Origin of the sequence: Nocardia cyriacigeorgica, from assembly GCF_010858045.1 — a bacterium.
In the GTDB taxonomy this organism is placed as follows: domain Bacteria; phylum Actinomycetota; class Actinomycetes; order Mycobacteriales; family Mycobacteriaceae; genus Nocardia; species Nocardia cyriacigeorgica_E.
The window spans coordinates 28616-54908 of the sequence record NZ_JAAGVC010000023.1 but is presented as its reverse complement, the minus strand read 5'-3'; the positions used below and the strand labels follow the sequence as shown (position 1 = coordinate 54908).

The following is a 26293-nucleotide window of genomic DNA, read 5'->3' as shown; positions in this document are numbered from 1 at the left end:
CATCGGCCGGTTACCTTGCCGCCGCCGGGTTGCTGCGCGTGTGCGGCAGACTCACGGGCCGCCGGATCCGCCTGCGTGCTCGTGCCGGAGGTGCGCGCGAAGCGCAGCGGAACAGTCAGTGCACGAACTAATTCGAGGACTGTCCCGCACCGATTTCCTCGACCAACCGGCGGGCCAGTTCTTCCGACGATTGCGGATTCTGCCCGGTATACAGATTCCGGTCGACAACCACATACGGCCGCAACGGAATCCGGCCCTTGGAGTATTCGACGCCGGCTTCCTTCAGCTTGTCCTCGAGCAGCCACGGCGCTTTCTTGGCGAACCGGTTGAGCAATTCCTCACGATTGGATAATCCGGTCATCCGATAACCCGCGAAGGGTGACTGCCCGTCGGGCCCGGTCGCGGCGAGGACAGCCGCGGGCGCGTGGCACAGCAGGGCGAGCTTCTTGCCGGATGCCAGCCGGTGCGCGAGCAGCGCGCCCGAGGTCTCGTCGTAGGCCAGGTCCTCCATCGGGCCGTGGCCTCCCGGGTAGAACACCAGGTCGTAGTCGTCGGCGTCGACGGAATCGAGCGGGATCGGCGTGTCGAGCACGCTCTCGATGCTGTCCAGATACCGTTCGACCTCGCGCCGTTTCCACGGCATCCCGCCCGCGATGCCGAGGCTGAGCCGATCCAGCGTCGGCGCCTTGCCGCCCGGGGTGGCGACGGTGATGTCCCATCCGGCTTCGGCGAAGATCCGATGCGGAACCGCCACTTCCTCGGCCCAGAAGCCCGAGGGATGCACTTCGCCGTCGTTCAACGTCCAGCGGTCGGCGGCCGAAATTACGAACAGCACCTTCGTCATTTCTGTACCCCTGCTCGTCAGTGGTATGGATATCGGATTCGGCCTGCGCAACCTTCGCTGCGTCCACGATAAGACCGGGCCGGGAGCCGGGGAGAGAAAACGATCCCGACCGTCAATGTTTCTAGTGCTTACATTAGCGGCCGGGCTGCTCGTCGTCAAGAAAAGTGATCGGTGCCGCGCCACTCGTGCGGGCCGCGGTCCGTTACCTTCCCGCGCCGAACCCGGCCAACCGCGCCAGCGGTCCCGGCAGGGCGCGCAGCCGGGCGAACGGGCCGCCCATGATCAGCTCGGTGCATCGCCACTCGAGCACGAGGACCGCCGCTCGCAACTGCCCGAAGGCGGGATTGGTGGTCTGGCCGTGGAAATAGCGGTAGTACACCTGCTGGGCGATGACCGCGAGCCGGAACAGGCCGAACACCTCATAGAACCGCCACTGTTCGGGCGTGATCGTCTGACCGGTCCGCGCGGCGTAGTACTCGACGATCTCCGCGCGGGTCATCATGCCCGCGACATCGCTCGGCTGGCGGCGAAACCTGCGGAAGATCCGATTGTCGCCCGCCTCCAGCCAGTAGGCCAGCGCGGAGCCGAGATCCATCAGCGGATCGCCGACGGTGGCCATCTCCCAATCGAGCACCCCCACCACCCGCAGCGGGTTCTCGGGGTCGAGTACCAGATTGTCGAGGCGGTAGTCGTTGTGGATGAAGCACAGGCCGCGGTCGGCGGGCTGATTGTCCGCCAGCCAGGACATGACCTTCTCGAACGAACCGACATTCGTGGTGCGCGCCGCGCGATAACGCTTGGACCAGCCCCCGACTTGGCGTTCGACGTAGCCGGGCCCGCGGCTGTATTCGTCCAGGCCGGTGGCCGCGATATCGACCTGGTGCAGGTCGATGAGCCGGTCGACGAAGACGCGGCTGAGCTCGTGCGCCTGCGCGGGCGTGAGCGCGAGGTCCTCGGGCAGATCGCGGCGCAGGATGCGGCCGGTCAGCCGCTGCATGACGTAGAAGTCGGAACCGATCACCGCGGGATCGTCGCAGTAGGCGACCATGTCCGGGACATAGTCGTAGGCGGGCGCGAGCAGCTGCTGCACGTGGTATTCGCGGTGCATATCGTGGGCGCTCTTGGCTTTGCTCCCCGCGGGTGGACGCCGCAGGATCAGCTCACGCCCGGGGTAGCGCAGCAGATAGGTGAGGTTGGAGACGCCGCCGGTGAACTGCCGCACCTCGGGCACACCGTCCAGGCCGGCCGGATCCGCGGCGTGCTCGCGCAGCCAGTGCGCGACGGCCTCGACGTCGAAGGAGTCCTCCTCGCGCACCGTGCGAGCGGGGTCGAGTTCGCCGGCGCGCGTCACGCGTCCGCCTTTCGCTGGTATTTACCGAGTTCGAGGCGGGCGACCACGCCGCGGTGCACCTCGTCGGGGCCGTCGGCGAACCTGATCGCCCGCGCCTGCAACCACGCCGCCGCCAATGGCAGATCCTCGGAGAGTGCGGCGCCGCCGTGCAACTGCATGGCCATATCGATGACCTGCTGCGCCATGGTGGGCACGGCCACCTTGATCTCGCTGACGGCGCCGTAGGCGGCGAGATCGCCGGTGTCCAGCAGCCAAGCCGCGTGTAGCACCAGTAGGCGGGCCTGGTTGATGGCGATCCGCGCGTCGGCGATGCGTTCCCGGTTACCGCCGAGGTTGGCCAGCGGTTTACCGAACGCGGTGCGTGACAGGGCGCGCCGGCAGGCCAGCTCGAGCGCCTGCTCGGCGAGACCGATCAGCCGCATGCAGTGGTGGATCCGCCCGGGACCGAGCCTGCCCTGCGCGATCTCGAACGCCCGGCCGGGGCCCGCGATGACGTTCGACAGCGGCACCCGGACATCGGTGAGCCGGATCTCGCCGTGGCCGTGCGGTTCGTCGTACCAGCCCATGGTGGGAAGCATGCGGACGACCTCCACGCCCGGTGCGCTGCGCGGCACGATCACCATCGAATGGCGCCGGTGCCGGTGCGCGTCCGGATCGGTGAGGCCCATGAAGATGAGCAGTTCGCAGTCGGCGTGGCCGATTCCGGTGGACCACCATTTGGTGCCGTTGAGCACCATCTCGTCGCCGTCGACGATGGCGGTCGCCGCCATATTCGTGGCGTCCGAGGACGCCACGCCCGGCTCGGTCATCAGGAAGGCACTGCGGATCTTCGCTTCCAGCAACGGTTCCAGCCACTGCCGCTGTTGTTCGGGGCTGCCGTAGCGCAACAGCACCTCGGCGTTACCGGTGTCGGGTGCGTTGCAGTTGAACACATACGGTGCGATCAGCGACCGGCCGGTGAGTTCGGCGATGGGCGCGTAGTCGATGTTGGTCAGGCCCGCTCCACCGTCGGTGCCGAAGCGCTGCGCGTAGCCGTCGCCGTGTCCGGCGGGCAGGAAAAGGTTCCACAATCCGGCCGCGCGCGCCTTCTCTTGCAGCTGCTTCATTCGTGGCAGCGGTTCCCACGCGGTGCCGGCGGCGCGGGCCTCGGCCAGCTCGGCGTGGTAGGCCGCTTCGACCGGGGTGATCTCGGTGTCGATGAATTCCTTGACCCGCGTGGCCAATTCGGCCCCGCGCGGTGACGGTGAGAGCAGCATCGTGGTTCCTCAGGGTTCGGTAGATGTTGGGCGGGCGGGACGGTCAGCTCAGTCTGCGTACCAGCGAGAGCGGGAGAACGCGCATCGCCACGCTGATCGGCGCCCACGGCCAGGCCGGCACGACCGCGGTGTCGGGTTCCTTCTCGATCGCCTTCGCCAACGCCCGGCAGCCGGTTTCGGCATCGACCATGAACGGCGCGCTCGCCCACCTGCTCGTTGAGTTCGGTGCGAATGTAGCCGGGGTAGATCATGCTCACCGTGATCGGGCTGCGCCCCGACAACTCGGCGCGCAGGCCCTCGGCCAACATCGCCAGGCCCGCCTTACTGGCCGCGTAGGTCGTCATCGCGCGGCGCATCCCGCGAAACGCGCTGACCGAGGACATCACCACCAGATGCCCGTGCTGCTGGGCGCGGAAGATCGACATCGCCGCCTCGATCTGCGCCAATCCGGCGACGAGATTCGTCTCCAGGGTGGCGAGGTTGTCCTCGAATCCACCCGTCCCCAGCGCTTTGCCCTTGCCGATGCCGGCGTTGACGATCACTCGGTCCACTCCACCCAAATCGGCGGCGAAGGCGTCGAACACTTCGTTCACCGCGGCATGGTCGTTCACATCCAGGGCCCGCACGAACACCCGGCATCCGGGGTGTGCCGAGGTCAGCTCCGTGGCCAGGGCCTCGAGGCGATCGGTGCGGCGAGCACACAACGCCAGGGTCGCGCCGCGGGCGGCGAATTCGCGCGCGAGGCCCATCCCCAATCCGGAACTGGCGCCGGTGATCAAGATCTTCGACCGCTTCATCAACGAACTCCTCGCACGTCCTTGTTGAGCATTGCTCAAAACCTACATTACTGAGCAACGCTCAACAAGGGCTATGGTGAGCTCATGACGGAGGCAACCGCACGAACAGCCGACGCGGCGGCCGGCAGCCGCAGGAAGAGCGCTAAGGACCGGCGCGCCGAGCTGGTAGGGATCGGGCTGCGCCTGCTCGTCGACACCCCGATTCATGAGCTGTCCATCGATCGGGTCGCCGAACAGGCCGGGATTTCGCGCGGACTGCTGTTCCACTATTTCGACACCAAGACCGACTATTACGTCGCGGTCGTCGTCGCCGCGGCGCGCCGGATGCTCGATCAGGCGCGCGACCCAGGCGAAGGCAGCAGCCGGGATCGACTGCGGGCCATTACCACCGGTTATGTGGCGTTCATCCGGCGCCGGACCCGCAACTATGTCTCGCTGGTGCGCGGCGGTGCCGGCGGTGACGAACGGGTGGTCGGCGCCTTCCGTGACGTGCGCTCCGAACTCACCGAACGCGTCATGAACGCCGCGGGCATCGCCGACCCCACCAGTTGGCAGACCCTGGCGGTGCGCGGCTGGCTGGCGATGGGCGAGGAGATCGCCATCGAGAGCACCCGGTGCGAGGTCACCACCGAGCAGGTCGTCGAGGCATTACTCGATCAGCTCGCCGCCACGTTGCGCCTGGTCGACCAGCTGTAGCTGCCACGTCCGCACGCGCTCAACGCTGCGCCGTCAGCGCTTCCTCTGCGGTGAGAGCGGCTAACACCGCCGACCGGACCCGCTGGGCCACCCCCTCGGGCGAGGCCGCGTCGAGTTTGCCGTCCAGGTGGAGGAATGCCAGGCCGTGCACCAGCGCCCACAGCGCAGCCGACATCGCCACCGGATCCGCATGCGGGAAGACCTGTCGCACAATGGCATCGACGTAGGCTTTGACAGCCTCGACCGCCGCCACCCGGATCGGGTCCGCCGGATCGCACGGTTCGGCGAACATCACCCGGAACAGGCCGGGACGATCCAGCGCGAACCGGACGTAGGCGAGCGCCACGGCCGGCAGATGCTCGACACCGACCGGGGCCGGGTGCGCCGCGGCCAGATCCGCCGCCAGTTCGCGATAACCGACCGCGGCCACAGCGGACAGCAGTGCCTCACGGTCGGCGAAATGCCGGTACGGCGCGGCGGTCGAAACGCCGGCCCGCCGAGCCACCGCGCGCAGCGACAACTCGGCCACCTCGCCCTCTTCGAGCAACTCGACGGCCGCGCGCACCAGCGCACCGGGCAGATCGCCATGGTGATACGACGTGGTCGACGGCGGCATGAGATCCATCCTGAAAGTTGACGGCGCTTACTTACGTCCCTAATGTTAGCAACGTATACATGCGGCCGCTACCGCATACGCTTCCGATTCGGACGGAGATTCCCATGTCGAGTGATTCGACGCCGGGCGGGTTGTATTCGCCGCTGCGGCTGCGATCCGGCCAGGTATTGCGCAACAGGATCGCGAAAGCGGCGATGGAAGAGGGCATGGCAGGCCAGGGACAGCTGCCGGACCGGCGGCTGGTCAGCCTGTATCGACGGTGGGGCGCCGGCGGTGCCGGCCTGCTGATCACCGGCAATGTCATGGTGCACGCCGAGGCGCTCACCGGCCCGGGTGGCATCGTCCTCGACGCCGACTCGCCGCTGACCCCGTTCATCGAATGGGCCGAGGCCGGAAAGGCCGCCGGTGCCGCGATGTGGATGCAGATCAGCCATCCCGGACGCCAGGTGCAGGCGAAGATGCCCGGCGTCGTGTGGGGGCCGTCGGACATCGCGGTGGATGTGGGCCGCCACTCCAAGCGTTTCGGTCGGCCCGTGGCAATGACCGCCGAACAGATCGACGCCACCGTCACCCGTTTCGTCACCACTGCCCGGCGCGCCGAGGAAGCCGGATTCGACGGGGTGGAAGTGCATGCCGCGCACGGGTATCTGCTCTCCCAGTTCCTGTCGCCGCTGGTGAACAACCGCACCGACCGCTGGGGTGGCTCGCTGGAGAATCGTGCGCGCCTGCTGCTCGACATCGTCGGCGCCATCCGCGCCGTGGTGTCACCGGATTTCGCGATCGCGGTGAAACTGAACTCCGCCGATTTCCAGCGCGGCGGCTTCGACGCCGAGGACGCCCACAAGGTCATCGAGATGCTCGCCACCCTCGGCGTCGATCTGGTCGAGGTGTCCGGCGGCAGCTACGAAAGCCCCGCCATGAGCGGCCGCCCCGCCGACGGCCGCACCGCGGCCCGCGAGGCCTACTTCCTCGAGCTCGCCGCGGATCTGGCCAAGACCAGCGCGCTACCGCTGATGCTGACCGGCGGGATCTCGCGCCGGGAGACCGCCGAGCAGGTGCTCGCCAACAATGTCGAAGTGATCGGCATGGCCACTGCGTTGGCGGTGACTCCCGATCTGCCCAACCGCTGGCGGGAGGACCTGGGGGCGGCCGGGACGATGAAACCGGTGACGTGGCCGGATAAATCGCTGGCCTCCCTCACCGAGATGTCGATGGTCCGCTACCAGATGCGCCGGATGGCGGCCGGGAAGAATCCCGCGCTCGGTGTCGCGCCGGCGTTCGCACTCGTCGCCGATCAGTTTGTGCAAAAAGGCGCCCTGCGCCGGTATTCGCGCTGGCTCGCGGCGAAGGATCGGGGCCGGGCTCGGAAGGTGGACGCCACCGCGCGGTGAGTTCGATCAGTGGGGCCCGGATCAATTTGATCCGGGCCCCACGTCGTGTCCGCACCGATGGCAGAGTGCCCCGGGCCGGTGCTTGACGCAAGAACTGCCGGCCACAGTGAAATCCTGTGGCCGGCAGTTTCAACGCGACAGGTCTCGAACGGGGCTACTCAGCGGACACCGACCGCTTTCAGCATCCGCAGCGCCATTGTCAGGGTTGCCGCCCAGGCCCGATGCGGAACACCGGCCGGAGCGTTGAATCCCTGGAGCCGCTGATGCGCGACCGTCTGCGGTTCGGTGTATTTCAGGATGCCGTCGGCGCCGTGGCGGCGGCCGAGGCCGGAATCGCCCATGCCACCCATCGGGGAGTCGATACTCCCCCACGCCGCCGCGTAGGCATCGTTCACATTGACCGTCCCCGCATGCAGCCGCGCCGCCACGGCTCGGCCCTTCGCACCGTTTCGGGTCCATACGCTGGCATTGAGACCGTAAGGCGTGGCATTTGCCCGCGCGATGGCGTCGTCGACATCGTCGAAGGAGTAGATGGACACGACCGGACCGAAGGTTTCGTGGTCGTAGAGCGTCATATCCGGGGTCACATCGGTGAGGATGGTCGGCTCGTAGAACAGCGGGCCCAGATCCGGCCTGGCCCTGCCGCCTGCGAGCACGGTTGCCCCTTTGGAAACAGCGTCCTCGACATGCGCGGTGACGGTCTCCAACTGAGCCCGATTGGTCAGGCACCCGACATCGACGCTGTAGTCGTAGGCGGCACCGAACCGCAATCTCTTGGTGCGGGAGACGAATTCGTCGACGAACTCGTCACGAATGGATTCGGCGACGTACATGCGCTCGATGGAGACGCAGAGCTGCCCGGTCGACGGGAAGCAGGCGTTGATCGCGCCGTCAGCGGCGCGGCCGATATCGGCGTCGTCCAGCACGAGCATGGCGTTCTTGCCGCCGAGTTCCAGTGATGAGCCGATCAGCCGCTCCCCCGCATCGCGGGCGATCTTGCGTCCACTGGCGGTGGAGCCGGTGAACATCATGTAATCGGCATTGTCCATCAGCGCACCGCCGATGGCACTGCCCCGGCCCACCACCATCTGCCACACGCCGGCGGGCAGGCCCGCCTCATACATCAGATCCAGGGCCCACAACGCGGTGAGCGCGGTTTGCGTATCGGGTTTCTGCACCACCGCATTGCCGGCCATGAGCGCCGGAATGGCATCGCCTGCCGCCATGCTCAGCGGATAATTCCACGGCGAGATGACGGCGACGACGCCCTTGGGATGACGCAGCTCGGTAGTGTGGGTCAACAGCGGGATCGCACCGCGGCGCCGCTTGGGGGCAAGGAATTTCGCGCCATTTCGGCCGTAATACCTCGCCGTGATCGCGATATCGCTGACTTCCAGGAACGCGTCGCGGCGGGTCTTGCCGCTCTCGGCCTGCATCAGATCCAGTACCTCGTGCTGGCGGTCCAGGACGAGGTCGTGGAAGCGGAGCAGGATCTGCTTGCGTTCGCGCATGGGCCGCTCGGCCCACGCAGCCTGGGCGCCGCGGGCGCGGGCGAATGCCAGCTCCACGTCCGCGGGCGTGGAGACGGGCAGGTCGACGAGTGGGTGACCGGTGTACGGCACGGTGGTGGTGACACGTTCGGCATCCGCGGCAGCCGAGACGCGGCCGGCGAGACGGTCGAGCATGCCCGGACTCACCGAGGCCGGCAGATCGGAGCCGGGAGTGGGCCGGATTATGTGGTCGGTGTGCATGACGGGCTCCGTGAGGGTTTCGAGCGGATGGCGGATGGATTCGGCTCGGTACGTCAGCTCCGGGCCGGGACCGAGGTCGGGACCGGCATGTGCAGGGCGAGCTGGCCTTCGGTGGTGACATCGAGGCGAATGGTCTTGATGGGCCGAAGCGAACGCAGATCGTCGGCCATCCGGCCCTGCCCGATGCGGAGATCGATATCGCGCGGCAGGCTCGCCGTACCCGTCGACAGCACATTGGTCTGGCTCAGAGTGGCATGCCATACGCCGTCGATCGAGGTGTACGAGGTGAGGCTCGAGACGCGCTCGCCGGAGCCGTATCCGGTCTGCGCGGGGGTGGGCACCGAGAGCGCCACGTCCAGGCCGCCGGTGTCGTTGGCGACGCGTGCGGTGGTGCGCTCCTCGCCGATCTCGACATCGAGCTCGGTGACCCACTTCGGGAAACCGTAGCCGTCGTGGCCGCGGACCTGCGCGATATCGGAGCTCACCGGCAGCGACAGCACATAGGAATGCAGATGATCGTTCGCCAGACCCGTTGCCAGGTCGAAGAACCCGGGCCCGCCGTGCCGCGCGGGGCGAACGGCGACGCCCACGGCGGCCTCGGTGTAGAAGTCGATATCGCAGACGTCGTAGCGGAAGAACATCACCGAGATCAACCCGACGCCGGGTGCGACCTGCAGCGGCGCCAGCTCACGCGGCAGGCGATCACGGATCGCCCGGGTCCGGGCCAGCATGGTGAGCCGGGCCGTGGAAATCCGGTAGTAGAAGTTCGGTGTGAGGGTCTCCCCGATCGGCGAATCGACCGTGGTCTTGCGGAGGTTCCGGAAAAAGTCGACGCTGCGCACGCGCGGGTCCCTTGCCACCTCATCGAGATCGGTGTTCATCCGGAACCGGTCGTAGAGGCCGCCTTTCGGTACCGCGACGGTGCGGCCACCCAGGTCGACCTCGACGGTGTCCTGACGGGTCGGTGACATCGGCAAAGCTCCCTCGAATCGAAATGTATTCATCGCTTACATTCATGTTAACCAGCCATGTTATCGGCGTCAACATTAGGGTGCGACTGCGCCTTTACACAGCGAGCGAACAGGCCCCGCAAACGGCTACACGGGAACGAGACCGACCTCGGCGCAACCCGCGGCAAGCTCCTCGAAACCGAAGGCCTCGACCGGCCCCACGACCCCGGCGGTACGGGCAGGAGCCGACGCGAGCCGCTGCGCCGCCCAGGCCATGAGCTCACCGGTCAAGCTATAGGCACTGAGACCTTCGACGTGCACTTCGGACGTCCGCCCCGACGCGGCCGCGGCGACCGCGACGACATGCGAGCGGGTGCGTGCCCGTTCGGTAGCGCCTGGGCCACCGACGGGACCGATCATGGGCCGAGTAGCGACGTCGATCAACGTGCGGCCGAGCGCAATTCGGTTCAGCGCCGACGTCACCGCCGACATCACCACCATCGGGCGGCTCAGCGCCGGGAACCAGCCGTTGTAGACAGTGACGGATTCGAGCGATGGCAGATCCTGCGGCAGGAACAGCACCTCGGTGCCCGAGACGAGCGTGGCGTTCTTGCGGCGTCCACGGACTTCGAAGGCACGGATCTTCGACCCAGTGCGCGCATCGACGAGCCGGCCGCCGGACCAGCGCGGCGACGGCAGAGTGAGACCGTCGCGCATGGTCGTGCGGGTGCCTTGACTCAGCCCCTTGCCCAGCGGGCCGGTGGCGAAATAACCGATATCGATCGACCGCACCGGTTCGCCGACCTGCCGTGCGGCGAGTGTCGCGGCCAGGAAGCCGGGCACATAGTCGTAGCCGAACGCGGGCACCATCACCGCTCCGGTCTCGCGGGCACGATCGTGCAGCGTGCGACGCAACGCGGCGACGAATCCCACCTCGCCGGTCGAATCGATGTAATGCGCCCCGGTGTCGGCGGCGGCGCGGGCGACCGGATGCCCATAGCGTTCGAACGGCCCGACGGTGCTGATGAGCACATCGCCGCGTTCCACCAGATTCGCGATGCTCGCGGGATCGGTCACGTCGGCGAGCCGGTAGTCGAGTCCGCCGCCGCGTTCGGCCAGCGCCGCGAGGGCGTCACGGTTACGTCCGGCCAGGATCGGTTCCAGCCCGCGCCCCAGCAGGGCGTCGAGGACGATTCCGCCGGTGTAGCCGGTGGCTCCGAGTAGCACGATACGTCCGGACATCGACAGGATTCCCTTCGGAAGATGGTGACCGGTGGGCGGCGCGCAGACGGGGCACCACAGAGATGACCACTGGTCATATGACTGGTGGTCACTGTACGATCGGTGCCATCCGATGTCAATCGTCGTCCGAACAGGAGGCCGGTACGTGCCGACGGGAACCTGGCAGCGCCTGCCCGAACAACGCCGTGCGGCAGTGATCGCGGCGGCGGAGGCCGAGTTCGCCGCGCGCGGCTTCAGCGGCGGCAGCCTGAACACCATCGCGCGCGCGGCCGGGGTCGCCAAAGGCAGCCTTTTCCAGTACTTCACAGACAAGGCGGACATGTATGTCCATCTCGCGCAACGGTCCAGCCACCGGATTCGCACCGCGATAGAATCGGCTGCGCGCGAACTCGACTGGGACGCAGACTTTTTCGGTGCGTTACGAGAACTGACCGCGGCGTGGGTGCGCTACTTCTACGACCATCCGCTGGAACGCGCGATGACCGCGGCCGCCAACCTCGAGCACGATCCCGTCGCCCGGACCGCGGTGCGGGAGGTCGTCAATGACGACTACCTGGCGGTACTGCGCCCGCTGATCGAGCGCGCGGTCGCCACCGGGCAGCTGTCCCGCGATGCCGACACCGAGGCCTTGCTGTCGATCTTGCTGGTAACGCTGCCACATATCGCGCTGGCACCGCATATCCGCGGGCTGGATCCGCTGCTCGGCCTGGCGGACGGCGATGCCGAGCACGCGGTCGAATCCGCGCAGCGGCTCATCGCCACCCTTCTCGAGCCACACCGGTGAGCCAGCGATCGATAGCGCGCGGTGAGCCGAAGTAACCTACCGACCACTTGGGAATGACGTTCCACACGAGCCTGCGCCAGCAAATCACCGCTTGGCGCCCATAACCCATCCATCAAGACTCGCGATCTGTACCCAGTATCGATCGATAGTCCGAAATCGTTCGAGCACAACGATTTCCACCAAAGTGTTGCCACCGTTAACATCGCAGGACTAGCCTGATCCCGACACCGCACACCTTCTCATGATGGGAGCAAGTGTCCATGGCAACGAACCAGCACACCAAGCCGGTCCTCGAACCCGAGGCCGCCGAATTCTGCAAGGCCACCGATTCACCGCCGTTCTTGTATCAGCTACCACCGGAAGAAGGCCGGAAGGCCGTGGACGAAGTCCAGTCCGGTGACATCGACAAACCCGCGGTCGACGAAGAGTGGATCACCGTCGAGGGCGGGCCGACCGGGTCGGTTCCCGTGCGCATCGTGAAACCGGCGGGCGCCACCGGAACGCTGCCCGTCGTCTTCTATATCCACGGTGCGGGTTGGGTTTTCGGCAATGCGCATACCCATGACCGCCTCGTGCGTGAACTCGCCGTCGGCGCCGGAGCCGCTGCGGTCTTCCCCGAATACACGCTGTCGCCGGAGGCGAAATACCCGACGGCCATTGAACAGAATTACGCCGCTGCTCAGTGGGTGGTCGCCCACGGTGCCGAAAAGGGGCTCGACGCATCACGTTTCGCCGTCGCCGGTGATTCCGTCGGCGGCAATATGTCCGCCGTATTCACGCTGATGGCCAAGGATCGCGGCGATGTCCGCGTCACCCAGCAGGTGCTGCTGTACCCGGTGACCAACGCCGATTTCGACACCGATTCCTATCACCAGTTCGCCGAGCACTATTTCCTCGCCCGGGAGGGTATGAAGTGGTTCTGGGACCAGTACACCGAGAATGAGGCCCAGCGCGACGAGATCTACGCCTCCCCGCTGCGCGCATCGATCGAGCAGCTGTCGGGCCTGCCGCCCGCGCTGGTGATCACCGCCGAGGCCGATGTCCTGCGTGACGAGGGCGAGGCGTACGCGGCCAAACTCCGCGCGGCCGGTGTGCCCGTCACCCAGGTGCGCTTCGGCGGGATCATCCACGATTTCATGATGATCAACTCGATGCGCTCGACCCATGCCGCGACCGCGGCCATCACACTGGCACAGGACACGCTGCGCGCCGCGCTGCATTGAGATCGTCCGGCCCGGCATTCATGACAGTTCCGATACTCACCAGCACGACACGTCGTTCGGCCTGAACAGCCGAAACTGTTCAGGCCGAACGGCGTTCGATCGTGATCAGGCCGGCTGTACGGCTAGGGCAGCGGGTCGCGCGGTGCGCGTCAGGCCTTTCCGATCGTAGAAGGCGGTGATCAGCACACCGGACACGATGCCGATGGCCAGGCCGATGACGGTCATCCAGAATCCGCGGTCCAGACCGGCCGCCGCGCTGCCGTCGAAATACATCAGCGAACGGACGGCCAAGTAGACCTGACGCAGCGGTTCGAAGTCGGCCAGCCGGTCGAAGAATCGTGGCGTCGCCTCCACCGGGATGGTGCCACCGGCCGAGGGCATACCCAGGATGACGAACAGGATCAGATTGACCAGGATGCCCACCGAACCCACAGCCGCCATGATCGTCAACGCGGTGACGCCGACCGCCGTCATCGCGAAGGTGCTGTAGAGGAACAGCGCCAACGGCCGGTCGATGTGCACGTCCAAAGCCGCACCGATAGCGATCAGAGCGCCCGAGCTCACTGCCGCGGCCACCGCCATCGTGCCCCATTTGATCAGCAGGGTGCGCAGGCGCGATATCGGCGAGGCGGGTGCATGGCTGAAGTAGGGGCCGTATTCGGTGGGCGCGAAGCCCAGCATGGAGTCGATGATGGCGTGGACGGTCATGGCTCCGGTCATCCCTGCCAGCAGGATGGTCAGCGCGACAAAGAACGCGGTCAGCCCCTGGCCGGTGCCCTCGGGCATGCCGTGGTAGGGCTGCACCACCCGTTCGACGGAGTCGTTCAGCATCAACTGTGTCGCGGCGCCGATCGGCACGCCCGCGCCGAGTTGTTGCTGTACCCGGGCGGTGAGTTCGGGGCCGAGCGCGGCGTTAACCGACGCGATCGCCTGGTCGGCAAAGCGAGTGGTGATCGAGGTACTGAACGGCCCCAGACGCGGATTGGTCTCGACGGTGATCGACGGCCGCCGCAGCTCACCCTGCACCACCGGCCCGGCGCCGAGGTTCACCAATTGCTGGGTGAAATCGCCGGGAATGATCACAGCACCGTAGACCTGGCCGTCCTGCATCAGCTGGTTGGCTTCGTTGATGCCGACCACACGCAGGTCGAACCGTTCGTCGGGGCTGTTCGCCGTGATGGCGTCGACCACTCGAGCGCCGTAGTCGATGTGGGTCCGATGCCCGGGCGGGCCGAGTTCGGTGCCGACATCCTTGTTGACGACCGCGATCGGGTAGTCGTGCAGGTTCTGATCCGGTTTCGCGACGTACGCCAGGTACATCAGGCCCAGCAGTGACGCGAACACCGTCACCACGGCGACCGGCATGATCCACCGGAAACGGATCGAGCGCGCCCCGGCGGCCGAGGCCGATGCGCGGTCGGTGACGAAGTTGTCGCTCATATCGAATGCTCCTGGTCGGGTGAGTGGTCGCACTGCGCAACGCGACCAACGATCCTCCGAACACACCGCACGATCGAGCACACAATGCCCCTGATTGACGGCGGGCCGGGTGCATAGTGTTCATATGGAGCAGTCATGGCCGCATCCGTCGCCGCGCGTTGCCGAGATCTGGCGGCGCGCCGCGCAGGCCGCGTTCGATTCCGCAGCCACCTGGTTCGGTGAGCGCGCGGAGACGTTGCGGGGCGGGCCGCTGCGGCCGATCGCCGAAGACCCCGTCCTGGCCGAGGCCGTCCAGCGGGGAAACGTCGCGGTACTGCGGCAATGGGCATTCGCCAATATGCACGCTCCGGGCCGGCGCGTCGCCGCCGATGTGCCGCCCGAACTGCTGGCCAGCGCTCGGGACATGGTGCGCAGGGGCTTGGACACATCGGTGCTCAACGCCTACCGCACCGGCCAGAGCCTGGCCTGGCGTCACTGGATGCAGACCTGCTTCACCCTGGCCGCCGAGCCGGCCGACCTGCCCGAACTGTTCGATCTCTCGGCGCAGTCGGCCAACACCTTCATCGACGACATCGTCGATGCGGTGGGCGAGGCGATGGACGCCGAACGTCGCGCACTGACTCGCGGTACGCATGCGGAGCGGCTGACTGCCGCGACGCTGCTCATCGAAGGGGCAACCATCACCCCGGCGCGGGCGGAATCGCAATTGGGCTACCGCCTCACCGGCCCGCATACCGCCGCGATCGTGTGGGACGAGTCGGCGACAGCGGCCGGCGAACTCGATGCCGCCGCCGAGATTCTGACCCGGCACAGCGGCGGGCCCGGTCGGTTGACGGTGATCGCCAGCGCGAACGCGCTCTGGTTGTGGCTGCCGACCGCAACGGTCCTCGATACCGCGGCACTCACCGCGGAGTTGTCGGCCTTCGGCAGCATCCGCGTGGCGATCGGCCGGCCCGGCCGAGGAGTCGACGGGTTCCGGCGCAGCCATCTCGAAGCGGCGACGACGCAGCAGCTGCTCGCGCGGCTCACCGCACCGCAACAGGTGGCCCGCTACGACGACATCGCCGTGGTCGCCCTGATGACCAGAGATCCGGCCCTTGCCGACGAATTCGTACACGACACCCTGGGCGAACTGCTGACCGCGGAACCGGAAACCCTGACCGTGCTCCGGGTCTACATCCAGCTGTTGTGCAACACCTCACGCACTGCGCAACACATGTTCATCCACCGCAACACCATCATCCGCCGACTGGCCCGAGCCGATGAACTTCTGCCGAAACCCTTGTCGGACAACATCCTTGCTGTGGCTGCCGCACTGGAGATTCTTCATTGGCGCGGCGAGCCCGCCTCGCGCCACCGCAGCTCCGCGGGCCGGTGAGACGGATGTGATCATCGACTCCACCGTGTTGACGCCACCGCCACCACGGGTAATGTAAGCATTGTTTACATACCCCGATCGGAAGGATCGATATGTTCGCGGTGACGCTGAACGGCTACGGAGGACCTGAGGTCATGAACTGGCGGGAGGTCGAGGATCTGCCCGCACCCGGCCCCGGCGAAGTGGCGATCGATGTGGTCGCCGCCGGGGTGAACCGCGCCGACATCATGCAGCGGTGGGGCGTCTATCCGCCGCCGCCCGGTGCCAGCGACATCCTCGGCCTCGAGGTTTCCGGCATCGTGGCCGCGGTCGGTGCTGGCGTCACCGAATGGGGCCCGGGTGATGCCGTATGCGCGCTGCTACCCGGTGGGGGTTATGCCGAACGGGTGAACGTGCCGGCCACGCAGGTGCTGCCGGTGCCCGACGGTGTGAGCCTGACGGCCGCCGCGGCCCTGCCCGAAGCGGCAGCCACCGTCTGGTCGAATGTGGCTATGGCCGGGGGCCTGCATCAGGGGCAGACGCTGCTGATCCACGGCGGCGGCAGCGGGATCGGCACGCATGCGATCCAGGTCGGTAAGGCGCTGGGCGCGCGGGTCGCGGTGACCGCCGGATCACAGTTCAAGCTCGACCGCTGCCGCGACCTCGGCGCGGACACGCTGATCAATTACCGCGAACAGGATTTCGTCTCCGCCGTCACGGAGGAATACGGCGGCGCCGACGTGATTCTCGACATCATGGGCGCCGGCTACCTGGCGCGCAATGTGGATGCGCTGGCCGAGGACGGCGACCTGACCATCATCGGGTTGCAGGACGGTGCGGTCGCCGAGGTGAACCTCGGAATCCTGCTGAGCAAACGCGGTTCCATCCACGTGACGAACCTGCGCAGGCGGCCCGAACGCGGCCCCGGATCCAAGGCCGAGATCATTGCCGCGCTGCGCCGGGAGCTGTGGCCGCGTATCGCCGAAGGTGCTGTCCGGCCGGTTGTTTCGGCGGAGATCCCGATTTCCGAGGTCGCCGATGCGCATCCTTTGCTGGATTCGGCGCAGACGGTCGGCAAGGTGCTGCTGACGGTGCGCGAACCCTGATCAAGAATGCGACCGGACGGCCGACCGCGCCGTTCGCCGGGACCGGGGCCGCACCGCCGGCCCGAGCACCGAGCGCACCGCCGCGCTGACAGTGGCGGCGGGCTCCCCCGGCGCGTCGGCGTCGAACTTGCCGTGCAGGAACAGAAACGCCAACCCATGCACGATCGACCACATGGCGGTGGCCAGCGCCTCCACGTCCGCGTCCGGAAACGCCTGACGCACGATCGACCGCACGTATTCGTGGATGGCTTCGGTGGCCGCCACGCGCTCGGGACTTGTGGGATCGCACGGCTCGGAAAACATGGCCCGGAACAGGCCAGGGCGGGCCAACGCGAACTGAACATAGGCAATCGCGATGTCGGAGAAATCCTCCGCCGTCTTCGGCGCCGGGTTCGCGGCCGCCAGTGCGGCAGCCAGCTCCCGATACCCCACCGCGGCCACCGCCGACACCAGCGCCTCCCGATCGGCGAAATGCCGATACGGCGCCGCCGTGGACACCCCGGCCCGCCGCGCCGCCGCCCGCAGCGACAGCTCGCCGTTCTCCTCCAGCAGCTCGATCGCAGCCCGAACCAGCGCGGCAGGAAGGTCGCCGTGATGGTACGGCGTATTCGACGTTGCCATGGCACCACCTAGCACTAGTTAACGGCGCTAATATTATCGTTGCCCCGATGATAGCGGTGTATGGAGGTGCCCGAATCCGGTCGAGGCGCGGGTCGAGGGCGCGTCGTCCGTCACGGGAGGGTGCGGGAAAATGAACGGGTGAGTACGCCCAACGATCTCGACCACTCCCCCGACCTGCGGGTATTGCCGCAGGTCGAGTGGCGGGAGCGGGCGCGGGCGCATCGGGAACGCATCGACGAGCTGGTCGGGCCGTACCTGCGGCGCAGGGCGGCGGGCGCGGCGCATCCGGTCATCGATTTCCTGTTCACGTATTACGGGCATAAGCCGGCGCAATTGCGAAGGTGGCATCCCGGCTTCGGGGTGGGCCTAGCGGAGGCTGCCGAATACGCGGGAGCGCGCGGGTATCACCAGGTGGATATGGGTTCGGGAATGGTCGCGACGCCCGATCCGGCATTTCTGGCGAAGCGGCGTGACACCATCGAGTTCGTGGCTCGGCTGCTGCGGGCGACGGCAGGGCGGCCGGCGCAGCTGTCGTGTTTCGGGCTGCACGAATGGGCGATGGTGTATCGCTCCGATGAGGTGCGGCACGGGGCGGTGCCGTTGCGTCTGGGCCGGGCGGAGACCGATGCGGTGGTCGAGTCGATGTCGTTGCGCTGCACGCATTTCGACGCCTATCGGTTCTTCACCGCTGACGCCCTCGGCCGCAACAACCAAGTGCTCACCCGCGATGATCAACCGCTGCGGGAACAGCCGGGCTGCCTGCACGCGAACATGGACCTGTACAAGTGGGGTTTCAAACTCGTCCCGCTCATCGACTCCGACCTGCTGGCGGATTGCTTCGAACTCGCTTGCGCTGCAAGAGAACTCGATATGCGAGCCAGTCCTTACGATCTCACCGAGTACGGCTACGAGCCCGTCACCATCGAAACCGCAGCCGGGCGAAGCGAATACGCGCGCGCTCAGTCCGCGCTCGCGGAGCGGGCCGCCCCGTTGCGGGCCCGGTTATTGCGGGCGTGCGAGCGATTGCTCGAGGCAGCAGCGGCGGCGCCTACCCACTGAGTAGCCGACTCGACCGAGGCGCTCGCTGTGCGAGTTTCACAGACAGTGGAACTACCACATCCGAGCACCGACGTCGATCAACGGGCCCTGGCTCGGTCCCGCCGTCCAGCACCGTATCCCTCCATGCAGCACAACGTTCCACCTGGTCAGAGCCGATGCCTTCGCGCTGAGCGCCGGTCGCGGCGGGCAATTCCGCGAAAACGCTCCCGCCCCGACGCGCCCTTATTAAACTCCGGTCAGTAACGTCGGCCCTGCTGTCTGGGACGCTATCCATCCCGCTGCGGGGCCGACGTGAGTCGGACAACAGAAAGTTGGGGGATGCGATGAGGCGTCCGTTGAAGCTGCGCCGGGCCAGGCCGTTCGCCTTGGCCGCGGCGGCATTGATCGCCACGATGATGCTGCCCGCGGGCGCGTCGGCCGACCTGCAATCCGATATCGCCACTGGCGTGCGCGAATTCCTCGACGTCGGCCGGACCTCGGTGCCGCGCGCCGACTGCGGCCCCGGCTCGATGCCCGAACCCGGCCTCCAGGGCGATGTTCCGGCCGCCGATCGCGACAGCGGGCGCAGCACCCAGGGCTATCGCTGCAATATGTCGATGGTGGGCCAGTTCGCCGGGCGCGGTGCGGGTATCACCTCCACCAGCTTCGAGCACTGCGCGTACATGGGCTCGTTCTTCCCCGGCAATCTGCTCGGCGAGGGTCGTGGCGTGCAGGTGCTCGACGTCTCCGATCCGGCGAATCCGCGGCCGACGGCCACCCTGACCGAGCCGGCGATGCTCGCGGGCACATGGGAGAGCCTGAAGGTCAACAAGGAACGTAAACTGCTGGTCGGCACCGGTGTCCCGGTGGGCATCGGCGTCGGCTATCTGTCGGTGTACGACATCTCCGACTGCGCGCATCCTCGGCTGCTGAATCCGGGCCCCGGCACGAATCTGGCCATGCCGCTGCCGATCACCACGCATGAGGGCGGGTTCTCCCCCGACGGCCGCACCTACTGGGCCTCGGGCATCGCACCCGGGTTCGTCAGCGCGGTCGACCTGACCGATCCGTCGAATCCGCATGTGGTGTGGCAGGGCCTCACCGGCATCGAGGCGCACGGCTTCGGCATCAGCCCCGACGGCAACCGCATGTACATCTCCGCGCTCGGCGGCTTCACCGTGCTCGACATCAGTGCGGTGCAGCGGCGCGATCCGAATCCGCAGGTCCATCACATCGGCCGGGTGTTCTGGACCGACGGCTGGGCGACCCAGCACAGCGTGCCGGTCAGCTACGACGGCAAGCCGTATCTCTACACCGTCGACGAGGGCGGATCCGGTGGGGTCAAGCTGATCGATATCTCCGATGACACCGCGCCGAAGGTGGCGGCCAAACTCAAGCTCGAGATCAATCTTCCGCAGCACATCGACAGCAATATCGGCTCCTCGATGGGCGGCTCGGCCTTCGCCTACGAATCCCACTACTGCGCCGCCGACCGGCAGGAGAACCCGACCGCGCTCGCCTGCGGCTGGATTTCCTCGGGCATCCGGGTCTTCGACGTACGCGATCCGGACAATATCCGCGAGATCGCCTACTTCAATCCCCCGGCCCGCACCGGACGCAACCTCGAGCTGTGGAATTCACCGCACGCGCTGGCGTCCATCATCGGCGTGCCGTTGATGAGCGCGCCGAACGCCGTACGCGCGGTGCTCGAGGGCCAGTTCAACCCGATGGACGCGCTCACACCGCGTACCGGGCGGCTCGCCTTCGGCGACGTCTCCACCGACTGGTGTTTCTCCCCGCCGGAATGGCGCGGCAACAAGCTGTATGTGGCGTGTTCGGATAACGGCTTCATGGTGCTGGAGCTGAACAACGGCGTGTACACGCCGCCGCCGAACCAGTCCTCGATCGTCGGATCGTGAGCATGCCGCGTGGAATGCGGATCGCCGGGTACGCGGCGGTCGCGGTGTTGCTGCTCGTCATCGGCGCGGCGCTGCGCCCGCTGTTCGTCGATGACGACCGACCGGCCGATCCGGTGCTCGACGCGGTCGAGATCGGCTTCGTCCAGGACATGACCGCCCACCATCAGCAGGCCCTGATCATGGTGCAGCGACTCGATCCGGCCGTCGACCCCGCCGTCGCGCGGCTCGCCCAGCAGATGGCCGACACCCAGCGACTGGAGATCGGCACCATGCTCGGATGGCTGCGCTTGGCGAACGCGTCTCCGCTGTCCCCACAGCCGATGGCCTGGATGCGGGCCGCTGCCGAACCGGCACATCACACCGGCCCGGCCGGCGCGCACGCCCCGGCCGGGCACCCCATGCCCGGGATGGCGACCATGGCCGAGCTCGATGCCTTGTCCGCCGCCCGGGGCCGCGCCGCCGAAATCCTGTTCCTGCAACTCATGCTGCGCCACCACCAGGGCGGCGTGGCGATGGCGCAGGCGGCCGATCAACTCATCGAATCCGGACCGGTCAAGGAGACCGCGCGGTCGATGATCCACGCCCAGTCCCAGGAATCCGGGGTGATGGCCGCCCTGCTCGGCCAACGCGACGCCCGGCCCCTGCCGTGAGCGACGGCAGTCAGTGCTCGATCGGCTGACGCGGCCATTGCCGGCCGCTGCTCACCAGCGTCGTCGGATCGGTGGTGGCCAGCGTGGTGGCGACGGGCCGGTCGGATTCCAGGGACGCGGCCGCGGCTGCCGTACTGCGGACGTCCAACTCGGCGACCCCGACCAGCACGACCAGACCCACCACGACCAGTGCGACGGTCGTGATCAGCGGCGTCAGCAGATCCACCGGCGCCATACCCACCGGCGTCGCCTGGTGATCACCGTGGTGGGCGCTCATCGCCATCATGCCGGTGTAGTGCATGCCGCAGACCGCGAGGCCCATGATCACCGCGGCGCCGACCGTGTTGGCCCAGCCGCGCACATGCACCATGAACCAGAACGCGGCGGTGGCGGCGACGACCGCGATGGCGATGGACAGCGCGACCAGACCGGCGTCGTACTCCATGGTCGCGCCGCTGTTCATCGCGGCCATGCCCAGATAATGCATCGCCGCGACTCCGAAACCGGTGATCGCACCACCCAACGGCAGGGCCACCGCCTCCCGATGCCCGCGCACCACGATCGCCAGCCCGACCAGCACCACGACCACCGCGATGGCCGCGCTGAACAGCGTCAGCGGCACGTCGTAGCGGATGTCCACGCCATCGATGGCGAACCCGAGCATCGCCGTGAAATGCATAACCCAGATACCCGCGCCGCCCAGCGCCACCGCCGCCGCGACCAACCAGCCGATCGGCGACTTCGCTGTGCGCGCGTGCGCCGCGCAGCGCAGGCCGAGGACCGACCCGATGAAGGACATGAGATAAGCCAGGGCAGGGGTTACCCACCCATTGCTGAAGTGCTCGAGATGCACGTCTACTCCGATGTTGCGTTAGTCGATTTCCGATCCGCGATCGGGTGCACGAGGTGTGCGAACCACCGAAATGAGGATTTCAAGGTGAGAAGTTCACCACGAATGTGCTGGGAGTCGCCAATCGGTGTCTCTACTGCGCCACCGGATGGCGAGCCGGTCAGCCGAGCAGGTACGCGGGCGTAGCGGCGGGTACGACGCCGTAGACGAACTCCCGGCGCAGCCGGTGGTAGGGCTCGCCGTCGCCGTAGAAGTTGCGGCGCATTTCGGTCAGCTCCTCGGCGCGGTAGTCGGCGAGCGGTTTGCTGAGTTCGTCGGCTTCGCGCCGCTGCTTCTTGGCCACCAACCGGCCCTCCAGCTCCGGCGAATCGGCCAGCGCCGTGGCTTCGCGGCGCACCCAATCGCGGAAGGCCGTCGTGCTGCCGGGCGCCACGCGGTCCACCAGGCCGATCTCGGCGGCCGCCGCGGCACCCACCGGCAGCGTCTCGCGAGTGAGCCGCGCGGCCTCGGATTCACCGACGCGGCGCGGCAGCGAGTAGGTCCAGTACTCCGAGCCGTAGAGGCCCATCAGGCGATAGTGCGGGTTGAGGACCACCGATTCCCGGCACCACACCTCGTCGGCGGCCAGCGCCAGCATCACCCCGCCGGCCGCGGCATTGCCAGCCAGTGCCGAGATGACGATCTTGTCCGTGGTGGTCAGGATCGCCTCGACCACGTCGTTCATCGCGTTGATGTTGTGCCACGACTCCAGCGCCGGATCCGCGGCCGCCTCGATGACGTTGAGGTGGATGCCGTTGGAGAAGAAGTCGCGGGCGGGCCCGAGCACCAGCACGGCGGTCGGCCGGGCGCAGGCCTGCCGGTAGGCGGCCAGCAGTCGCTCGCACTGGCTCGTGCTCATCGCACCGCCGCTGTAAGCGAATTCCAGAAAGCCGACGGCGCCCTCCTCGCGGTAGCGCAGTTCGGACCAGGTGTCGCGGACCGCCGCCTCGGCCGGCGTCACCGGCACTTCGGGCACGTCGGGCAGGTCGGCGCCCAGTGCGTCGACGGCCGGGCGTTTGAACGTCGCGGGGCCGCCGGGCAGCCGGCGTGGCCGCAGCTGCGGCAGCCAGACCGCGCCGTCCACCGTCGCCCGGCAGATCGCGCCGTCGCGGGTGGCGATCAGCTCGCCGGGGGCGCCGCGCAGTTGGTCCTCGTTGTGCCCGCCGTGGACGAAATATTCACGGCCGAGCAGATCGTCGAGCACCCCCGGCTGAGAATCGGCGGCACGCAGTTTGCGCAGCACATCGGCGGTGGAATCGGCGGACCAGTCGATGCGGCGGTACTGCTGGGAGTGGTACGGCCGCAACTGTCCCCGCACATCCGGGCGTCCGTAGTCCAGCGGTTCGGGCTCGAACGTCCCGTCCGCGAACCTCTCTACCGCCAGCAGCACCGCAGCCACCGCGGCGTCGGACACCTCGTTGCGATACAGCTCGCTCTTGCCGCATGCTGCCATCTCGAACGGCACCGACGCCCAGATCGGCCCGGCATCCATTTCCGCGACGGCCTGCAATACCGTCACACCCCACTCCTGGGCGCCGGTGGCGATGGCCCAGTCCAGCGAGGACGGACCGCGGTCGCCCTTGGGGCCTGGATGCACGATCAGCACGGTGTGCTCGGTCCAGATGTCCTCGGGGATCGCGGTGGTGAGCATGGGCGCCACGATCAGCTCCGGCCGGAAGTGGGCCACCCGCGCGCGCAGCAGATCGTCACCGAGCGCCAGTTCCACTCCCACCTTGTGGCCGCGTGCGCGCAGTTCGGCGTGCACGCGCTGGGTGAGGCTGTTGAAGGCACTGGCAACTAGCAGGATGCGCACGTTTTCCCCTCCATCGGGCGGGAATGAGCACATCTCATTCCCTGCACAGCGTATTCGGATTCGCCGTCAAAGCTAGCCGCAGCGCGATCGGGGCGCGCCACGAGTACCGGTGGCGCACGCCACAATTCACGGCGCCGCGGACCTGGCCGACCGGAGCGGCGTCCCTGCGCCGCAGCTTCGCAGGGCCGTACGCAGCGCGAACCCGGTTCTCACGCGCCGACCGATCCGGAGGCGGCAGTTGTGGCACACGCCGGTTCCCACTCGATGGAATCGGCTTCGGCCCACCCTCGAGAGCTGTGGCCAGGATCACGGCGCTCACGTCACAGGCGGTCCGGACCAGAACCACCGGGCACGCTCACCTTCCGGGACGGCACAGCGGCAGATCAGGCCGCTCGCTACGGCACCGTGTGCTCTGCGTGCACTGCACGAGGTCGCCGCCCTGGTCGTTTCGCCATTCCGCTGGTGATCGGCTGTGCTGAGCGTGCCGCCGAGGTCGGCAGCGCCTGACGATCGAGACCGTGGTCGTCTAGCGTTCCCGGAGTGAGTGTGCGCTGGGTGAGAGGCTGCGGCAGATGTTGGTGTACGACAGCGATCTGATCGCGCCGGCCGACCGGGCCGCGGCACTGGAAGCGGTGTTCAACGACCACGAGAACCCGCAGTCGGTGACCTACGTCGTCGACCGTGAGATCAGGCACCGGATGGTGATGGTCGATCTCGGGCCGAACGTGCACGTGTTGCGCAATACCGGAACCGGCCTGTGTGTCGTCCGCAGCGCACGCCACGTCGCGCAGGGCGCGCCGGAACAGTTCGCGATGTTCATGCCGGTCCGCGGCGCGGGTCTGCTCACCACCGCCGAGGGTGCCGGGCTCACCGAACCGGGGCAGGTGACGTTGATCGATACCTCACGCCCCTACATGTACCGGCAGTCGGCGGTGTCGGACAACAAGGTGGTGATCTTCGACCCCGGCCTACTGGACGTGCCGGTCGATGTCATCCGTGCGGCGGCACCGTTTCTGCCGGCCAGCCCCGTCTATCCGCTGGTTCGCGCTCACTTCGCCGAGCTGTGCAACACCACCACCGAGCTGCCCACCGAAGCGGCGCAGGCGGTAGGGCAGGCCACCGTTCAACTCGTGCGGGCACTGGTGACCACGGCGCGGGATGAGCGCAGAGGCCGCGCGGCGATGGACGACAGCCTGGTCGTGCGGGTCGGCCTGTACATCGACGCCCACCTCCACGATCCGGCGCTCACTCCGCGTGGCATCGCCGAAGCACACGGCGTCTCGTTGCGCACCCTGTATGCACGCTGGGCGGACGCGGGCCGCCGGATCGGCATCGCGGAATGGATCATTCGGCGCCGATTACGAAGAGCGGCAGCGATTCTCACAGAATCCCGTGGCGAGCCGGTGGTCGCCGAGGTGGCCCGGCGCACCGGGTTCATCAACGTGAGCCATTTCAACCGGCGCTTCCGAGCCGAGTACGGGATGCCGCCGCTGCAGTGGCGCGGCCTGCAGCGGGACCGACGATGACCGCCTCCGTGCGGCTGTCCCCCGCACCGTTGGTGGCGCAACGGCGACGCATCGGCATCCTGGTGTTCGATGGTGTGAAGATGCTCGACTACACCGGGCCCGCCGAAGTGTTCGTCGAGGCCAATCAGTCGCTGGCCGGCTATGACGTGGTCACCGTTTCGCCCGATGGCTGCCCGGTGGTGACGTCCCTCGGCACCCAGGTGTGTGTGATGGGCAGCGCGATGGAAGCGGCGCCGTTCGACACCGTGCTGATCCCCGGCAGCGAACTGCCGCCGGCCCGTTTCGTCACACCCGAGGTCCTCGCCGCCACCGCGCAGATGGCTCGCCGCACCCGGCGCCTGGCTTCGGTGTGCAGTGGGGCATTCGTCCTGGCCGAACTCGGTGTGCTGAACGGGCGGCGCGCGACCACCCATTGGAAGTTCACCCGTGAGCTCGCGGCGCGGTTCCCGGACGTGCGGGTGGATCCTGATGCGATCTACGTGCGAGACGGATCGGTGTACTCCTCGGCCGGTGTCGCCGCCGGAATCGACCTCGCGCTGGCGCTGGTAGAAGACGATCACGGCTCGGCGGTCGCCCGCAGGGTCGCGCAATCCCTGCTGGTGTACATGCAGCGTGGTGGCGGGCAGTCGCAATTCTCGGCGGCGCTGAGCGGTCCCGCGCCGCGAAGTCCCTTGGTGCGCGCGCTGGCCGATCTGATTTACGCCGATCCGGCCCAGCCCTATACGGTGCAGGTGCTCGCGGCGCACGCGCGCGTCAGTCCGCGGCATCTCACCAGATTGTTCCGTGAGGAACTCGACAGTTCGCCCGCCGAATACGTGGCCTTCGTCCGGTTCGCTTTCGCCCGGGACAAACTCGACGCCGGATACACCGTGACCGAGGCGGCCGCGCTGGCCGGATACGGCAGCAGTGAGGTGATGCGGCGGGCGTTCGTGGCCCGGCTCGGGGTTTCGCCGAAGAAGTACCAGCAACGCTTCCGCACCACCGCGCAACGCGCACCCGAGCATGTCTGATTCCTAGGGATTTTTGGCTCGCC

Annotated in this window: 22 protein-coding genes and 1 pseudogene; 11 read left to right on the top strand and 12 right to left on the bottom strand. The window is 67.5% G+C overall.

Annotated elements, in window-relative coordinates; all coding sequences use genetic code 11:
• Positions 1 to 127: 127 nt before the first annotated feature.
• The 4 genes and pseudogenes from GV790_RS19160 to GV790_RS19145 form a co-directional block, all read right to left on the bottom strand.
• Positions 128 to 844, bottom strand: coding sequence for a type 1 glutamine amidotransferase domain-containing protein (locus tag GV790_RS19160; RefSeq protein WP_163814702.1), 717 nt, complete (start codon positions 842 to 844; stop codon positions 128 to 130).
• A 202-nt stretch (positions 845 to 1046) separates the two neighbouring features.
• Positions 1047 to 2195, bottom strand: coding sequence for a phosphotransferase family protein (locus GV790_RS19155; protein WP_163814701.1), 1149 nt, complete (start codon positions 2193 to 2195; stop codon positions 1047 to 1049).
• The gene (locus tag GV790_RS19150) at positions 2192 to 3451 is read right to left on the bottom strand and encodes an acyl-CoA dehydrogenase family protein (protein WP_163814700.1); all 1260 of its coding nucleotides are present in this window, start codon (positions 3449 to 3451) and stop codon (positions 2192 to 2194) included. Before GV790_RS19150 ends, GV790_RS19155 begins: the two co-directional genes overlap by 4 nt.
• A 43-nt stretch (positions 3452 to 3494) precedes the next feature.
• Positions 3495 to 4248, bottom strand: a pseudogene (locus tag GV790_RS19145) (SDR family oxidoreductase).
• An 84-nt stretch (positions 4249 to 4332) separates the two neighbouring features.
• On the opposite strand from GV790_RS19145, the gene GV790_RS19140 reads away from it, so the two are divergent.
• Entirely contained in the window at positions 4333 to 4944 is a 612-nt protein-coding gene (locus tag GV790_RS19140) for a TetR/AcrR family transcriptional regulator (RefSeq protein ID WP_163814699.1), read from the top strand.
• Positions 4945 to 4963: 19 nt separating this feature from the next.
• On the opposite strand, the gene GV790_RS19135 is transcribed toward GV790_RS19140, so the two are convergent.
• Positions 4964 to 5560 carry a TetR/AcrR family transcriptional regulator gene (locus GV790_RS19135; RefSeq protein WP_163814730.1) on the bottom strand — a complete coding sequence of 199 codons (597 nt, stop codon included), beginning with the start codon at positions 5558 to 5560 and terminating at the stop codon, positions 4964 to 4966.
• Between the two features lie 104 nt (positions 5561 to 5664).
• On the opposite strand from GV790_RS19135, the gene GV790_RS19130 reads away from it, so the two are divergent.
• Complete coding sequence (locus GV790_RS19130) at positions 5665 to 6951, top strand: NADH:flavin oxidoreductase/NADH oxidase family protein (RefSeq protein WP_163814698.1); 1287 nt, start codon at positions 5665 to 5667, stop codon at positions 6949 to 6951.
• Positions 6952 to 7109: 158 nt separating this feature from the next.
• On the opposite strand, the gene GV790_RS19125 is transcribed toward GV790_RS19130, so the two are convergent.
• The 3 genes from GV790_RS19125 to GV790_RS19115 form a co-directional block, all read right to left on the bottom strand.
• A complete protein-coding gene (locus GV790_RS19125) occupies positions 7110 to 8702 on the bottom strand; it encodes a succinic semialdehyde dehydrogenase (RefSeq protein WP_163814697.1) in 1593 nt (530 codons plus the stop codon).
• 53 nt (positions 8703 to 8755) lie between these two features.
• Positions 8756 to 9673 (bottom strand): acetoacetate decarboxylase family protein, encoded by a 918-nt coding sequence (locus GV790_RS19120; protein WP_163814696.1) that lies wholly within the window; start codon positions 9671 to 9673, stop codon positions 8756 to 8758.
• 126 nt (positions 9674 to 9799) lie between these two features.
• Positions 9800 to 10894 (bottom strand): saccharopine dehydrogenase family protein, encoded by a 1095-nt coding sequence (locus tag GV790_RS19115; RefSeq protein ID WP_163814695.1) that lies wholly within the window; start codon positions 10892 to 10894, stop codon positions 9800 to 9802.
• A gap of 31 nt (positions 10895 to 10925) precedes the next feature.
• Here GV790_RS19115 and GV790_RS19110 point away from each other — a divergent pair, with 31 nt between their 5' ends.
• Entirely contained in the window at positions 10926 to 11678 is a 753-nt protein-coding gene (locus GV790_RS19110; RefSeq protein WP_218586436.1) for a TetR/AcrR family transcriptional regulator, read from the top strand.
• A gap of 260 nt (positions 11679 to 11938) precedes the next feature.
• Positions 11939 to 12901, top strand: a complete 963-nt coding sequence (locus GV790_RS19105; protein ID WP_163814694.1) for an alpha/beta hydrolase — start codon at positions 11939 to 11941, stop codon at positions 12899 to 12901.
• 105 nt (positions 12902 to 13006) lie between these two features.
• On the opposite strand, the gene GV790_RS19100 is transcribed toward GV790_RS19105, so the two are convergent.
• A complete protein-coding gene (locus GV790_RS19100) occupies positions 13007 to 14341 on the bottom strand; it encodes a YhgE/Pip domain-containing protein (RefSeq protein ID WP_163814693.1) in 1335 nt (444 codons plus the stop codon).
• A 124-nt stretch (positions 14342 to 14465) separates the two neighbouring features.
• On the opposite strand from GV790_RS19100, the gene GV790_RS19095 reads away from it, so the two are divergent.
• Both GV790_RS19095 and GV790_RS19090 read left to right on the top strand, forming a co-directional pair.
• A complete protein-coding gene (locus GV790_RS19095) occupies positions 14466 to 15719 on the top strand; it encodes a PucR family transcriptional regulator (RefSeq protein WP_163814692.1) in 1254 nt (417 codons plus the stop codon).
• Positions 15720 to 15811: 92 nt separating this feature from the next.
• Complete coding sequence (locus tag GV790_RS19090) at positions 15812 to 16804, top strand: NAD(P)H-quinone oxidoreductase (protein WP_163814691.1); 993 nt, start codon at positions 15812 to 15814, stop codon at positions 16802 to 16804.
• Here the strand turns inward: GV790_RS19090 and GV790_RS19085 are convergent, their stop codons facing one another.
• On the bottom strand, positions 16805 to 17425 hold the full coding sequence (locus tag GV790_RS19085) for a TetR/AcrR family transcriptional regulator (RefSeq protein ID WP_163814690.1): 621 nt from the start codon (positions 17423 to 17425) through the stop codon (positions 16805 to 16807).
• A 174-nt stretch (positions 17426 to 17599) separates the two neighbouring features.
• On the opposite strand from GV790_RS19085, the gene GV790_RS19080 reads away from it, so the two are divergent.
• From GV790_RS19080 to GV790_RS19070, 3 genes are all read left to right on the top strand, one after another.
• Positions 17600 to 18484: a 3-methyladenine DNA glycosylase gene (locus tag GV790_RS19080; RefSeq protein WP_163814728.1), complete on the top strand. Its 885-nt coding sequence runs from the start codon at positions 17600 to 17602 to the stop codon at positions 18482 to 18484.
• Positions 18485 to 18807: 323 nt separating this feature from the next.
• On the top strand, positions 18808 to 20382 hold the full coding sequence (locus tag GV790_RS19075; RefSeq protein WP_163814689.1) for an LVIVD repeat-containing protein: 1575 nt from the start codon (positions 18808 to 18810) through the stop codon (positions 20380 to 20382).
• On the top strand, positions 20379 to 21032 hold the full coding sequence (locus GV790_RS19070; RefSeq protein ID WP_425343126.1) for a DUF305 domain-containing protein: 654 nt from the start codon (positions 20379 to 20381) through the stop codon (positions 21030 to 21032). Before GV790_RS19075 ends, GV790_RS19070 begins: the two co-directional genes overlap by 4 nt.
• 10 nt (positions 21033 to 21042) lie before the next feature.
• Here GV790_RS19070 and GV790_RS19065 read toward each other — a convergent pair whose 3' ends face one another.
• Positions 21043 to 21831 (bottom strand): MHYT domain-containing protein, encoded by a 789-nt coding sequence (locus GV790_RS19065; protein ID WP_178128123.1) that lies wholly within the window; start codon positions 21829 to 21831, stop codon positions 21043 to 21045.
• Between the two features lie 211 nt (positions 21832 to 22042).
• On the bottom strand, positions 22043 to 23734 hold the full coding sequence (locus GV790_RS19060; RefSeq protein WP_175585945.1) for a hydrogenase maturation protein: 1692 nt from the start codon (positions 23732 to 23734) through the stop codon (positions 22043 to 22045).
• A 572-nt stretch (positions 23735 to 24306) separates the two neighbouring features.
• Between GV790_RS19060 and GV790_RS19055 the strand changes: the two genes are divergently transcribed.
• On the top strand, positions 24307 to 25260 hold the full coding sequence (locus GV790_RS19055; protein ID WP_163814687.1) for a helix-turn-helix domain-containing protein: 954 nt from the start codon (positions 24307 to 24309) through the stop codon (positions 25258 to 25260).
• The gene (locus GV790_RS19050) at positions 25257 to 26270 is read left to right on the top strand and encodes a GlxA family transcriptional regulator (RefSeq protein WP_163814686.1); all 1014 of its coding nucleotides are present in this window, start codon (positions 25257 to 25259) and stop codon (positions 26268 to 26270) included. Before GV790_RS19055 ends, GV790_RS19050 begins: the two co-directional genes overlap by 4 nt.
• Positions 26271 to 26293 lie beyond the last annotated feature (23 nt).